Origin of the sequence: Micromonospora sp. NPDC023814 (assembly GCF_040639595.1) — a bacterium.
Lineage (GTDB): Bacteria > Actinomycetota > Actinomycetes > Mycobacteriales > Micromonosporaceae > Micromonospora.
This window is the reverse complement of sequence record NZ_JBFAAF010000003.1, coordinates 144,995-160,228: the sequence shown is the minus strand read 5'-3', so window position 1 is coordinate 160,228 and position 15,234 is coordinate 144,995. Positions and strand designations below refer to the sequence as shown.

At 73.5% G+C, this 15,234-nt stretch carries 2 protein-coding genes; both read right to left on the bottom strand.

Features of this window, described 5'->3' with window-relative positions:
* Positions 1–35: 35 nt before the first annotated feature.
* Positions 36–971, bottom strand: coding sequence for a TauD/TfdA family dioxygenase (locus AB0G14_RS02700; RefSeq protein ID WP_357693015.1), 936 nt, complete (start codon positions 969–971; stop codon positions 36–38).
* Positions 972–1,014: 43 nt separating this feature from the next.
* A complete protein-coding gene (locus AB0G14_RS02695; RefSeq protein WP_357693013.1) occupies positions 1,015–15,183 on the bottom strand; it encodes an amino acid adenylation domain-containing protein in 14,169 nt (4,722 codons plus the stop codon).
* Positions 15,184–15,234 lie beyond the last annotated feature (51 nt).

Below are 15,234 nucleotides of genomic sequence, written 5' to 3'. Positions count from 1 at the left end.
TTCCGGTCGATGGGTGGCGGCGGTGGGAGGGCGGCTCAGTCCGACATGGCGACGAGCACACGGCGCTGGCCCGCGTACGGCCGGCGACCGTGCCCGACGAGCACGTTGTCGATGACCATGAGGTCGCCCTCGCGCCAGTCGACGTCGACCGCATGCTTCAGGCCGGCCTGCTGGATGTGGACGATCCATTCGGCGGGGATCGGACTGCCGTCGGCGAACTGGGCCGACTGGGGCGCCTCGTCCTCGCTCAGCAGCTCCATCAGGTCGGCGGCCTCCTCACCGAGACCCGCGACGTGCCACTGGTCGGCCTGGTTGAACCAGACCTCGAGGCCGCTGACGGGGTGGCGGATGGTGGCCGGACGGACCTGGCTGATCCAGAGCGTGTCGTCGGCCCGCCACTCCCACTCGGCGTCGGTGTCCTTGAGGAACGCCTCGACCTCTTCCCGGTCGTCGGTCTCGAAGGTGGCCTGCCAGCTCTTGCCGAGCCCGAGGCCGCCGTGCAGATTCTGGACGTAGCGGACCCCGCCGGCGAACGCCTCGCGCACCTCCGGGCGGATGGCGTCCAGCCAGAGCCGGCCGTCGACGACCGGGGTGGCGCCGCCGCTGGTGGGCGCCTGCTGGCAGAAGAAGATGAGCCGGGCGGGCCAGCGCGCGGCGTACGACATCTCGTTGTGCATGGAGATGGTGAACTCCGGCGGATAGTCCGTCGAGGTGTACAGGTTGTCACCGACCTTGGTGCGCGGCGAGTTGCCGTGCACGTAGGCCAACCGGTTGGGCAGCAGCATGTCGATCACCGGGTTCAGCGTCGCCGGGGCGACCCCGAATCCGCGGAACACCAGTGCCTTGTGCTCGACCAGCAGACTCCCGACGTCCTGGGCGGACAGCCAGGCGAGCAGGCCGTCGGCACCCGGCTGGGCTCCGATGTCGGCCGGGCTGATCTCCAGCGGCTTCCACAGCTCGCTATCGGTCATGGCGGCACTCCTCTTCGTAGAGTCCGTGCGGACGGTGGTGGCGTCAGGCGCCCCATTCGGCTTCGAGCTCGTCCAGCTCCTCCTGGCTGAGCTGGACGAGGGGGTGGTCCGACGGCGTCGAGCCGCCGCTGCCGGGACGGAGTGCGTGCGTGGCGATCGCGTCCAGCACGGTGACCCAGAGCTCGGCCAGCGCCCGCACCCGCTCCTCGTCGAAGAGCCCGTCCGGCCACGCCCAGGTGGTGCTGAGCCTCGGGCCGTCCGCGCCGTCGTAGGTCGCCGCGCTGACTGCGAGCGGGTACGCCACCGGCTGGTCCGGGTCGGTCGCCGCGACGTAGGGCCCGCCGGCCACGCCGGTCCAGCCGGTCGCCTCCGGTCCGCCGTCGCCGCCGGTGCGCAACCGGCCGAGGTAGTTGAACGCGACCAGCGGCGGCGGTGCGGCCGCGAGCCGGGCCGAGGTGTCCGGGTTGAGGTATCGCAGGAGCCCGTAGCCGATGCCCTTGTCGGGGAACGCGCGCAGTTGCTCCTTGACCCGCTTGAGGGCTTCGCCAAGGTCGGGACCGGCCGTCTCGACCGCGTCCGGCGCCAGTGCTCCAGGATCGATCCGCACGGGGTGCAGCGAGGTGAACCAGCCGACCGTGCGGCTCACGTCGAGCTCCGGGTCCACCGCCTCGCGGCCGTGCCCCTCGACCGCGACGACCACGGAGGTCTCGTCGCCGGCGTCGGGAACCATTCCGTTCCGCCACCGGGCGACCGCGATCCCCAGCGCGGTGAGCAGGACGTCGTCGATCCGGGCGTGGTAGGCCGCGGGCACACCGGTCAGCAGGTCCGCGGTGAGGTCGCCGGGCACCGGCACCGTCACCGACCGCACGCCGCCCGCCCGGTGGCGGGCCGGGTCGAGCGGGTAGGCCGCGGCGAGGGGGTCGGGTCGGTGCGTCACCCCGCTCCACAGCTCCAGCTCGGCGAGCCGCTCGGGGCGGTGGGCGTGCTCGGTGAGGGTCTGCGCCCAGCGGCGGAAGGAGGTGGCGACCGGTTCCAGTCGCACCGGCCGGTCGGCGGCGACGGCCTCCCAGGCCGCCGCCAGGTCCGGCACGAGAATGCGCCAGGAGACCCCGTCGACCACCAGGTGGTGCATGACGAGCAACAGCCGGCCGGGCCGATCCGGACCCGGGTCGAACCAGACGAACTGCGCCATCACCCCCGCGTCGGGATCGAGGCGGCACCGGGCGCGTTCGCCCTCGGCGGCCAGCAGGTTGCGGAAGACCGAGCCTTCGACCGCTTGGACGGTGACGCGGCGCACCCAGTCGTCCACCCGCACCGCGCCGACCGGCGGCACAGCCAGGCGCCAGGCCGGACCGTCGCGCAGCAGCCGGGCGCGGAGCAGGTCGTGGTGATCCGCCAGAGCCTGCACCGCCACCGTCAGCCTCTGCAGCCCGAGCCCAGGGGGCACCGCCAGGAGAACGGACTGGTTGAACCCGGCGATCGGCCCACCGAGTTCGCGCAGCCAACCCATCACCGGTGTCTCGGGCACCTCGCCGACGCCGTCGGCCGCGGCCGGACCGGTCCCCGCGGGGTTCTCGTCGACACGCGCGACCCGGGCGAGGTCGGCGACGGTCTGGTGCCGGAACACGTCCCGTGGGGTGATCACGATGCCGGCGGCGCGGGCCCGGCTCACCAGTTGGATGGCGACGATGCTGTCGCCGCCGATGGCGAAGAAATTGTCGCCCGGCCACACCGTTGGCTGTTGCAGCAGCGTTGCGACGATGGCAGTCAGCACCTCTTCGGTCTGAGTCTGCGGCTTGCGGCCCTCGGCGGTCGGCATCACCGTGGGGGCCGGCAGCGCCGCCCGGTCGGCTTTGCCGTTGGTGTTGAGCGGGATCCGGGGCACCGCGATCAGTACCGCCGGAACCATGTAGTCCGGCAGCGCCTCGGCGATCCGGTCGCGGATGACGGCGACGTCGGGCATCACCGTGGCCCCGGCTCCGCGGGCCGGCGCCACGTAGCCCACCAGCGCCCGCTCACCCGGCCGGTCCTCGCGGACCAGCACGGCGGACTGCCCGACGCCCGGGCAGGCGGCGAGGGCCGCCTCCACCTCGCCCAGCTCGATCCGGAACCCGCGCACCTTCACCTGGTCGTCGGTGCGGCCGAGGAACTCCAGCTCGCCGTCGGACCGTTGCCGCACGGTGTCGCCGGTGCGGTACATCCTGGCGCCGACGGCACCTTCGATGGCGAAGGGGTCGGCGACGAAGCGTTCAGCGGTCAGCCCGGCGCGGCCCAGGTAGCCGCGGGCGAGCCCTTCACCGGCCACGTAGAGCTCGCCGGGCGTACCGGGCAGCGCGGGCGCGAGCCGGTCGTCCAGCACGTACAGCCGGGTGTTGTCCATCGCGCGGCCGATCGGCACCGGACGCTCGGCGGGCAGCGGCCGGGTCAGCTCGTGGTGCACGACGGCGAGGGTGGTTTCGGTCGGACCGTAACTGTTGGTCAGCCGCAGACCGGGGTGGGCGGCGAGCACGCGCGAGGCGATGGCCGGCGACATCGCGTCGCCGCCGACGTAGACATCGCGCACGCCGGCCAGCGCATCGGTGTGCTCGGTGGCGAGCAGACGGAACAGGCCTTCGGCCATGAGCAGCCGGGTGACGCCGTGCCGCACGATCGTGTCCGCCAGCGCAGCCAGGTCCATGCCGTCGCCGTCGGCCACGACGACCCGGCCGCCGGTCAGCAGCGGTCCCCACAGCTCGTAGGTCGAGGCGTCGAAGACATACGGCGAGTGCATGAGGACCCGGTCGTCGGGTCCGTGCTGCCACCACCCGTCGGCGACCAGGTCGACGACGCTGCGGTGGGTGACCGCGACGCCCTTCGGGGTGCCGGTGGAACCCGAGGTGTAGAGCACGTAGGCGAGCTGCCCGGGCCGGACCTCGACCGGCAGTCCGTTGTGGCCGTCCGGACCGGACTCGTCGGCCAGGAGCGTCTGCGGGTGCAGCGGCGGCTCGTCGATCAGGTGTTCACGGTCGGTGATGAGCGCCACCGCACCGGTCTCGGCGATCATGCGGCGCAGCCGCGCGGACGGGTTCCGGGGGTCCAGCGGCAGGTAGCTTCCGCCGGCCTTCAACACGCCCAGTACGGCCACGGGGTACTGCCACGAACGGCTCATCAGCACCGCCACCCGGGCCTCGGGGGGCATTCCGCGTGCGACGAGCGCGGCGGCCAGCCGGTCGGAGCGGCGGTCGAGTTCGGCGTAGGTGAGCGTCGTGTCGCCGTGCGTGAGGGCGATCCGGTCGGGCTCACGGGCGACCTGGGCGCGGAACAGCGAGGGCAGGGTGCCGTCGGGTACCGGCCGGGTGGCGCCGCTGCCGCTGACCAGCAGCTCGGCCCGCCCCTCGGCGCCCAGCAGATCGATGGCGCTGATGCGGGTCTCGGGCTGGGCCACGACGGCATCGAGCAGCCGGGCCAGCCGGGCCGCGACGGTCTCGACGGTCGCGCGGTCGAACAGGTCGGTGGCGTACTCCACCAGGCCGTGGACGCCGGCCGGGTTCAGCTCGGCGTCACGCTGCTCGGTGAGGCTGAAGGACAGGTCGAACTTGGCGGTGGCGGCCTCGACGTGGATCGGTTCGACCTCGAACCCGTCGAGGTCGAAGCTGACGGGTGTGGCGCTGTGCAGGATCAGCATGACCTGGAAGAGCGGATGCCGCGCCAGGGACCGCACCGGGTTGAGCACCTCCACCAGACGCTCGAACGGCAGATCCTGATACCCGTACGCCGCCAGGTCGGCCTCCCGCACCCGGCCCAGCAACTCCCGGAACGACGGATCCCCACCCGTGTCCGTCCGCAACACCACCGTGTTGACGAAGAACCCCACCAACTCGTCGAGCGCATCGTCGGACCGGCCCGCCACCGGCGTACCGATCGGCACGTCCGACCCCGCGCCCAACCGGGTCAGCAACGCCGCCAGCGCCGCCTGCACCACCATGAACACACTCGTCCCCGTCGACCTCGCCAGGGCCAGGAGGCCGCGGTGGACCTGCGGCGAGAGGGCGAACGGCACCGAGTCACCGCGGTGGGTCGGTACGGCCGGCGGTACCCGGTCGGTCGGCAGAGACAGCTCCTGGGGAGCTCCGGCGAGCGCGATCGTCCAGTAGGCCAGCTGCTGCGCGAGCGGGCTTTCCGGGTCGTCCTCGTCGCCCAGCCACTGGTGCTGCCACAGCGCGTAGTCGGCGTACTGGACCGGCAGCGGCGCCCAGGTCGGCACGCCACCGGCCCGCCGGGCCCGGTACGCGTGCGCCAGGTCGCGGCCGAACGGCCCGAGGGACCAGCCGTCGCCGGCCACGTGGTGCACGACCACGACGAGCACGTGTTCCCGCGGGCCGAGGACGAGCAGCGTGGCACGCAGCGGGAGGTCGGTGGTCAGGTCGAAGCCGCGGTTGACCAGCCCCGCGACGGTTGCGGCGAGTTCCTCGTCGGTGCAGTCGCGCACGGCCAGCTCGGTGGCGGCCGCGGCCGGCGACAGGACCACCTGGCGGGGAAGGCCGTCGACCTCCGGCAGGACGGTACGCAGGCTCTCGTGCCGGGCCACCACGTCGGCCAGCGCCGCGGTCAGGGAGAGCCGGTCCAGCGCTCCGGTGAGGCGCAGCACCAGCGGGATGTTGTACGTCGCGTTCGGCCCTTCGAGCCGGTTGAGGAACCACAGCCGGCGCTGCGCGTACGACAGCGGCACGACCTCGGGCCGCTCGGCGGCCGTCACGGCGGGACGGGTGCGGCCACCGGCGGCCTTGAGCCGTTCGGCGAGCGCGACCACCGTCGGCGCGTCGAAGATCGCCCGGATCGACAGCTCCGCCCGGAACACCGAGCGGATCCGGCTGAGCAGTCGCATCGCCAGCAACGAGTGCCCGCCGAGGTCGAAGAAGTTCTCGTCGATGCCGACGTCGGCGACGTCGAGCAGCTCGGCGAAGAGCCCGCACAGGATCTCCTCCTGCGGGCTGCGCGGTCGCCGCCGGTGGGCCCGGCCGGTGGCGACCGGCGCGGGTAGCGCCCGGCGGTCCAGCTTGCCGTTGGCGGTCAGCGGCAGGGCGTCGACCGGCACGACGACGGCTGGCACGAGGTACTCGGGCAGCCGTTCGGCCAGGTGCGTGCGCAGTTGCTCGGGATCGGCCGCCGTCACGGCGTAGCCGACGAGCCGCTTCTCCCCCGCCTGGTCCTCGCGCACGACCACCGCGGCGGCCGACACCGCCGGATGCGCGGTGAGCACGGCCGACACCTCACCGGGTTCGATCCGGAACCCGCGCACCTTGACCTGGTCGTCGGTGCGGCCCAGGTATTCGACGGTCCCGTCGGCACCGCGTCGTACCAGGTCGCCCGTGCGGTACATCCGTTCGCCGGGCGTGAACGGGTCGGGAACGAAGCGTTCGGCGGTCAGGCCGGATCGCCGCAGGTAGCCGCGGGCGAGGCCCGTCCCGCCGATGTACAGCTCACCGGCGACGCCGTCGGGCACCGGGTTGAGAAAGGCGTCGAGAACGTAGGCGCCGGTGTTGGTCATCGGGCGGCCGATCGGCACCGGTCCCGGCCCGGGCGTGACGCCGGGCGGGATGTGGTGGTCCAGGCAGCCGATGGTCGCCTCGGTCGGTCCGTAGTGGTTCACGATGGTGACGTCCGGGTGCCGTTCCCGCCACTGGCGCAGCAGCTCACCGGTGAGCGCCTCGCCGCCGAGCATCAGCGTCGCGGTGGGCGAGCAGGCCTCCGGCAGGGTGGCCAGCAGCGGCAGGTGGCTCGGGGTGGCCTTGAGGAACGTGTACCGGCCGGTCGGCGGCACGGTGGTGTCGTCCAGGTCGGCCACGTGCAGGCAGCCGCCGGCCAGCAGCGAGCCATAGAGCGTCGTGGCGACCAGGTCGAAGGCGATCGGTGAGTGCAGCAGGGTCACGCCGTCGATTCCCGGGTACGACCCGGCGGCGCGCCTGGCGTAGTCCACGACGGAGCGATGCTCCACGACGACACCCTTGGGTCGCCCGGTCGAGCCGGAGGTGTAGATGACGTACGCGGCATGCCGGTCGCCGGGCGGCCCGGCCGGCCAGGGCGCGTCGCCGCCGTCGGCGTCGTCGCCACCGAGGATCAGCGTGGGGACGTCGGCTGCCCATCGGTCGGCCACCTCGCCGGTGGTGAGCAGCAGGCACGGCGCCGCCTCGATGAGCACGGCCGCCGCCCGCCCGGCCGGCAGCGCGGCGTCCAGCGGCAGGTACGCCGCGCCGCTGCGCAGCACCGCGAGCACCGCCACGACCTGCTCGGCCGAGCGGGGCACAGCCATCGCCACGACGCGCTCCGGTCCGGCTCCCCGCGCCACGAGGGCATGGGCCAGCCGCCCGGCCCGCTCGTCCAGCGCCGCGTACGTCAAGCTCTCGGTGCCGCAGAGCACCGCCGGGGCGTCCGGCGTGCGCGCCACCTGGGCGGCGAACAGGTCGACGAGAGTCTCGCCGGTCACCGGCTGCCGCGGACCGGCCGCCGCTGCCAGCGCGGCGCGGCGTTCCTCGTCCGACAGCAACGGCGCCGACCCGATCCGGGTCGCCGGGTCGGCCACGAACGCGCGCAGGAGCCGCAGGTAGCGCTCCAGCAGCAGCTCGACGGTGGCCTCGTCGAACAGGTCGGCGGCATAGCTCGCCGCACCGTCGATGCCGAGCGGGGTGCCGTCCGGCGCGGCCCGCTCCACGGCGGTCAGCAGCAGGTCGAACTTCGCCATCTCCGGATCGACCGGGTCGAGTTCGACATCGAGACCGGCCAGCTCGAAGCTGGACCGCACCACGTTCTGGAGGATCAACTTCACCTGCACCAGCGGGTGGCGCGACAGGGTCCGGGCCGGGTTGAGCATCTCCACGAGGCGCTCGAACGGCAGGTCCTGGTGCTCGTAGGCGGCCAGGTCGGTCTCGCGGACGCGGGCCAGCAACTCGGTGAAGGCCGGGTCGCCGCCGGTGTCGGTGCGCAGGACGAGGGTGTTGACGAAGAACCCGATCAGGTCGTCGAGGGCCTCGTCGGTGCGGCCGGCGACCGACCCGCCGATCGGCACGTCGGTGCCCGCGCCGAGCCGCGTGAACAGCGCGGCGAGCGCCGCGTGGAGCACCATGAAGACCGTCGTGCCGGTCGACCTGGCGAGCGCGGCGACGTCGGCGTGCAGTTGCGCGTCGAGGGCGAAGCGGAGCAGGCCCGCCCGCTCCGACGGCACCGCCGGCCGGGGCCGGTCGACCGGCAGGGCCAGTTCCTCGGGCAGGTCCGCGAGGGCCCGCGTCCAGTACGCCATCTGCCGGGCGATCGGGCTGTCCGGGTCCTGCTCGCTGCCGAGCCACTCGCGCTGCCAGAGCGCGTAGTCGGCGTACTGCGCCGGCAGCGGCGTCCACCGGGGCGCGAGACCGGAGCGGCGCGCCGCGTACGCGATGGAGAGGTCCCGGGCCAGCGGCCCGGTGGACCAACCGTCCCCGGCGATGTGGTGCAGCACCAGGACGAGGACGTGCCGGTCGGTGCCGGCGGCCAGCAGCCAGGCCCGCACCGGCGGTTCGGCGGTGAGGTCGAAGCCCGCGCCGGCCAGTTCCGCGACCTCGGCCGTGACCCGGTCCGGTACGCAGTCGCGCACGGGCAGGTCCGGCACACCGGCGCCGGGCGGCAGCACCACCTGCCGGGGTGCCCCGTCGACCTCGGGGTAGAGCGTCCGCAGGCTCTCGTGGCGACCCACGAGGTCGGCGAGCGCCGCCCGCAGCGCGGCCCGGTCGAGGGCGCCGTCGATCCGGACCACGAACGGGATGTTGTACGTGGCCTTGGCTCCTTCGAGCCGGTTGAGGAACCACAGCCGGCGCTGCGCGTACGACAGCGGCACCACGTCGGGGCGGGGCCGGGCGGTCAGCGCGGGCCGGGCCCGGTCGTGGGCCGTCGCGGTCCGGCCGGCCAGGGCGGCGGCGGTCGGCGCGTCGAACAGCGCCCGCACCGGCAGCTCCACGCCCAGTACCTGCCGCAGCCGGCTCATCACGCGGGTGGCCAGCAGGGAGTGCCCGCCCAGCTCGAAGAAGCTGTCGTCGACGCCGACCCGGGAGACCCCGAGGACGTCGGCGAAGACTCCGGCGATGATCTCCTCCACCGGCCCGCGACCGGACCGCCCGCTGTTCCCGGCCACGACGGGCACCGGCAGTGCCGCCCGGTCGAGCTTGCCGTTGGCGGTCAGCGGCATCGCGTCGAGCGTGACGAACACGCTCGGGACCATGTGCTCCGGCAGTTCCCTGGACAGCTCTTTGCGAACCTGCCCGTAATCACCGGTACCGACCAGGTAACCGGCCAGGCGGTCGCGCCCGTCGGCGTCGCGGACCACCGTCACCACGGCGTCGGTGACCTCCGGCAGCGCGCGCAGGTGACTCTCCACCTCACCGAGCTCGACCCGCTGGCCGCGGATCTTGACCTGGAAGTCGTCGCGGCCGAGGAACTCCAGCGCGCCGTCGGCCCGGTAGCGGGCCCGGTCGCCGGTGCGGTAGAGCCGGCCGCCGGGTTGCGTGGCGAACGGGTCGGCGACGAACGTGCGCGCCGTGGTCGCCGGGTCGCCGAGGTATCCCCGGCCGACGCCGACGCCGCCGACGTAGAGGTCACCGGGGATCCCGGCGGGCAGGACGTCGAGACTCGGTCCCAACACGTACAGCCGGGTGTTGCGAATCGCGGTGCCGATCGGCACCGAAGCGTGTCCGTCGAGCGACGCCGAGGTGAGCCGCGCGTGCGTCACGTCGTCGGCGCACTCGGTGGGACCGTACGCGTTGACCAGGTCGATGGCCGGGTACCGGGCGAACCACCGGTCGCACAGGTCGTGGGCGAGTTCCTCGCCGGTAACCATGAGCGCGCGCAGCGCCGGCAGTGCCGGCACCGGGTCGCCGTCGTCCCAGGCGTCGAGCGCGACCCGCAGTACGGAGGGCACGACCTCCAGCACCGTCACCGCCTCGTCCGCGGCGAGCCGGAACAGCGTGACCGGGTCGGTGACGGTGTCCTGGTCCGGCACGTGCACCCGGCCGCCGACGACCAGCGGCGCGAGCATCTGCCAGATCGAGATGTCGAAGGTGAGCGGGGCGTTCTGGATCACGATGTCGTGCCCGGTCAGCCCAAGCTCCTCGACTTTCGCCTCCAGGTGGTTGGCCATGCCGGCCCGGTGCACCATCGCACCCTTCGGGCGGCCCGTGGAACCGGAGGTGAACAAGACATAGGCGAGACCGAGATCAGGCCGGGGCACCGCGTCCGCGGGGCCGCCGGCGGTCCGACCGTCGAGGTTCAGCACCCGCACGTCGCATCCGGACAGTGCCACCACGCGCTCGGCGTACTCACTCAGCGCCGGGTCGGCGAGCACGATTCCGGCGCCGGTGTCGGCGAGCAGGGCGGCGTTGCGGGCCTCGGGTGCGGCCGGGTCGAGCGGCACGTACGCAGCAGCCGCGCCGAGCGCGCCGAGCAGTGCGGTGATCACGCCGGTGCCACGGGGCGCGAGGACCGCGACCCGCCCCTCCGCAGGGGTACCGGCAGCGAGCAGCTGTCCGGTCACCGCGTCGGCCCGGCCTACCAGGTCGCGGTAGGTCACCGGCCCCGCCGTGTCCTCCACCGCCACCGTGTCGGGCCTGCTCCGCGCGTGCGCACGCACCGCCTCGACGACGTCGGTGAGCTCGGCCGGGCGGCCGGTGTCGTTCCAGGTGTGCACCAGGCGCTCGTGCTCGGCCGGCGCCAGGAGCGACAGCGCGCCAATCGGGCGGTCCGGTGCGGACGCCGCGGCGACGAGCAGCCGCACCAGCCGGTCGGCGAGTGCCTCGGCCGCGGCGGGTTCGAACAGGTCGAGGTTGTACTCGATGCCGATCGTGATCCCGCCCTCGGGCAGCTCCCGCGCGTTCAGGGACAGGTCGTACTTGGCCACGCCGGCGTCGATCACCGACACCTCGGCGGTGACGTCCGGCAGGTCCGGCGACGCCGCCGAGGAGCTGTCCAGGGCGAGCATGACTCGGAACAGCGGGTGCCCACCGGCCACCCGGGCCGGGTTGAGCAGGCTGACGAGCGCCTCGAACGGCAGTCGCTGGTGCGCCAGGGCGTCCCGACTGGTGTCGCGGACCCGCCGGAGCAGCTCGCGGAACGTCGGGTTGCCCGCGGTGTCCGCTCGCAGCACCACGGTGTTGACGAAGAGCCCGACCAGACCGGCGACGGCGTCCTCCGTGCGCCCGGCGACCGGGATGCCGAGGGGGATGTCGGTGCCGGAGCCGAGACGGGTCAGCAGCGCCGCGAGACCGGCCTGCAACACCATGAACTGCGTGGCGCCCTCGGCGCGACCCAGAACGAGCAGGTCGCCGTGCGCCGCCGGAGCCAAGCGGACCATCGCGGTGGCGGCGCGACCGGTGGGTTCGGCGGGCAGCGTGCGGGCACCGGGCAGGTCGATCTGTTCGGGCAGCCCGGCGAGGGCCCTGCGCCAGTAGCCGGCGTCCCGGGCCGCGATGCTGGCCGGGTCGGCCACGTCGCCGAGGATCTCGTGTTGCCAGGCTGCGAAGTCGATGTAGCGCACCGGAAGCGGCGGCCACGACGGCACCGTGCCGCTCACCCGCGCCTGGTAGGCGTACGCCAGATCGGTGACGAAGGGCCCGATCGACCCGGCGTCCGCGGCGATGTGGTGCAGCAGCACCAGCAGCACGTGGTCGTCGTCGGCGACCGTGAACAGGCGCGGTCGCAGCGGCGGCTCCGTCGCCAGGTCGAAGGGGTGGGCGGCGGCCTCGGCCAGGGTGGCGGTCAGCTCGCCGTCCGGCACGGTCACCGCCTCGGGCAGCGCGACCGCGGAGGCCGGCAGCACCCGCATCCGCGGCTCGCCGCCCTCGTCCGGGAAGATCGTCCGCAGCGGCTCGTGCCGCTCGGCCACGTCGGTGACCGCAGCGCGCAGGGCGGCGACGTCGAGCCGACCGCGCAACCGCACCAGCAACGGAATGTTGTACGCGGCGCTCGGCCCGTCGAGCTGGTAGATGAACCACAGCCGCCGTTGCGCGGACGAGACGATGCCGGCACCGCGCAGCGCCGCGACCGGCTTTCGGGAGGGCTGGCCGTCCAAACGAGCGGCGAGTCCGCGTACGGTCGGCGCGTTGAACACCGCGTCGATGCCGACATCGACGCCGAACTCCGCGCTGATCCGCCGGACGAGCTGCGCGGCAAGCAACGAGTGCCCGCCGAGCCGGAAGAAGTCGCTGTCGACGCCGACCTCGGGCACCTGCAGCACGTCGGCGAACACCGCGCACAGGGCCGCCTCCCGTTCCGTGCCGGGGGTGGCCGCCGCCGAGGCCGGGCGGTCCGCGTACGGCGCAGGAAGGGCCTTGCGATCGACTTTTCCGCTGGGCGTCAGCGGGAAGCTGTCCAGCTCCACGAGTACGGCCGGCACGAGGTGGGCGGGAAGTTCCTCGGCGAGCGCGGCGCGCAGCGCGTCGGTGTCCAGCGGGCGGCCGGCGGCCGCGCGCAGGTAGCCGACGAGACGGGGGGCGGCGCTGCCCGGCCAGAGCGCGACGGCGGCCTGCCCGACTCCGTCCAGCCGGCTCAGGGCAGCCTCGATCTCGCCGAGTTCGATCCGGTGGCCGCGCACCTTGACCTGGTCGTCGACCCGGCCGAGGAATTCCAGTGTCCCGTCGGGGCGCCACTGCGCCAGGTCGCCGGTGCGGTACATCCGGGCGCCTCGTCCCGCCTCGCCCGCGAAGGAGGACTGTTCCGCCGCGCCCGCGAACGGGTCGGCGACGAAGCGCTCCGCGGTCAGGCCGTGGCGGCCCAGGTAACCGCGGGCCAGGCCGATGCCGCTGACGTACAGCTCGCCGGGGACGCCGTCGGGCACCGGCCGCAGCCGGGCGTCCAGGACGTAGACGGCGGCGTTCCAGATCGGGGCACCGATGGGCGCGTCGGCGCTCATCGGCTCGCTCATCGTGGCGCAGACCGTGGTCTCGGTCGGGCCGTACCCGTTGACCATCCGCCGGCCGGGTGCCCAGCGGGCGACCAGGTCCGGCGGGCACGCCTCCCCCGCCACCAGGATGGTGACGCGGCCGGGGACCTCCGCCGGGCGCATCACGGTCAGCGCCGACGGCGGCAGGATGACGTGCGTGATGCCGCCGTCGGCGAGCAGGGACGTCAACGGTGCACCCGGCCGCAGCCGCTCCTGCGGTGCCAGGACGAACGTCGCCCCGGCCAGCAGGCCCATGCACATCTCGGGTACGACGGCGTCGAAGCTCGGCGAGGCGAACTGGAGCACCCGGTCGCCCGGCGTGACGACCAGCCGCTCGACGAACGCGCCGGCCAGGCTGGCCAGCCCGGCGTGCGAGACGACCACCCCCTTGGGCAGGCCGGTCGAGCCGGAGGTGTAGATGACGTACGCCGAGTGCGCGACGCCGGGCGGCGTGGGTGCCGGTGCGCCGGGAGCGGCGGCGAGCAGGCCGTCGGTGAGCGCCACGTGCGGCACGCCGACACGGTCGGCCAGGTCGCCCACCGGCCCGGTGGTGGCTGCGGCGGTGATGACCGCGGCGGGTTTCGCGTCACGGAACAGGTACTGGATCCGCGGCGCCGGGTACTGCGGGTCGATCGGCAGGTAGGCGGCGCCGGCCTTCATCACGCCGAGGACCGCGACGACGAACTCCGCCGACCGGGGCGTGACGACGGCGACGACGTCCTCGGCACCGATGCCCTTGGCGGCCAGCAGGCCGGCGAGACGGTCGGACCGCTCGGCCAGTTGCCGATAGGTCAGCCGCGTGCCCTCGTACTCGACCGCGGGTCGGTCACCGAACCTGTCCACCGCGTCCGCGAAGAGTTCAGGGAACGTCCGCGGTGGCGCGGGGCGGCGGGTGCGGTTACGGCTCACCAGGGTCTCGTGCCGCTCGGCGTCGTCGAGCAGCGGCACGTCACCGACGGGCGTGCCGTGCTGCTGCGGGTCGGCGACGGCGGCGGCGAACCGCTCCAGGAAACCGACCAGTTGCCGGTGTCGGACCACGAGCGTCGCCTCGTCGTACAGCGCCGGGTTGGCGTCGCACTCGACCTCGATCGGGCGTCCGTCGTCGCGGTCGTAGACGGTGACGACCAGGTCCTCGATGAGCCGCCGGGACATGTTGTACGCCGTGCTGGTGGCCGCGCCGAAGCGCAGGTCCGGCCCGAGGGGGATGACGTTGACCATCGGCCCGAAGTACCGGTGGTACCCGGTCGGCAGCGCCAGCTCGCGGCGCAGCTCCTCGCCACGGAAGCGCTGGCGCTCGAGCACCTCGCGGATGCGGATCCGGGCCTGCGCGACGAGGTCCGCCACCCCCATCGACGGAGTGATCTCCAGTCGTAGCGGCAGCACGTTGGCGAGCATGCCCGGCGTCGTACGGCCGGCACCGCCACGCCGCACGGCCACCGGAAACCCCAGCACCACGCTCCGGGTGCCGGTCAGCCGGTGCAGGTAGGCGCCGATGGCCGCGATCACGATGCGGGCCGCGCCGACACCCGCCGTCTCCGCCGCCCGGTCCAGAGCGGCCTGTCCCGGCGGGGAGAGCCGGTCGCGGTGACGCACGAACTCCGCCGAGCGGTGCAGCTTGCGCGAGGTCATCGCCAGCGGCGGCGGTGTGTCGGCGAGTTGCTCCAACCAGAACCTGCGATCGGCCAGATAGACGTCGGACTCTTCGTACTCCCGCTGTTCACGGTGCAGGTCGAGCACCGAGCCGAACGGCGAGGGCGGCACCGGCCGCCCCTCGGCGAGCGCGGTGTAGACCTCCGCGACCCGTCGTTCGAGCAGTGCGCCGCCGGCACCGTCGATGAGGATGTGGTGGTAGGCGTGGTACCAGAACCACCGGTCAGGCGCGACGGCGAACAGCGCCTGGGTGAACAGCGGACCGCGGGTGAGGTCGACCGGCCGGGTCAGGTCGGCCCGCATCCATTCCTCGGCCGCCGCGCGCGGATCAGCGGCGTTGCTCACGTCGACCCGGTGCAGTGTCCACTGCGGACATCCGTCCACCGACTGTCTCGGCCCGTCGGTGGTCTCGGCGAAGCGCACGTGCAGCGCGTCCGCCTCGCCCACCACGGTACGCAGCGCCCGCTCGAAGACCTCGGGATCCACGGCGCCGTGCATCTCCAGGTACTCGCTGGCTCGGTAGATTGCGCTTTCCGGCTCCAGTCGTTGGGCGAACCAGATCCCGGACTGGGCCGAGGACAGCGGAAGGCTGGTCGCCGGCCGGCTGGCTGCCGCCGAATCCTCCATACGAAGCACTAATCTACCCCCGTAAATCTTCGAACCGTGGGTAATTGCCAT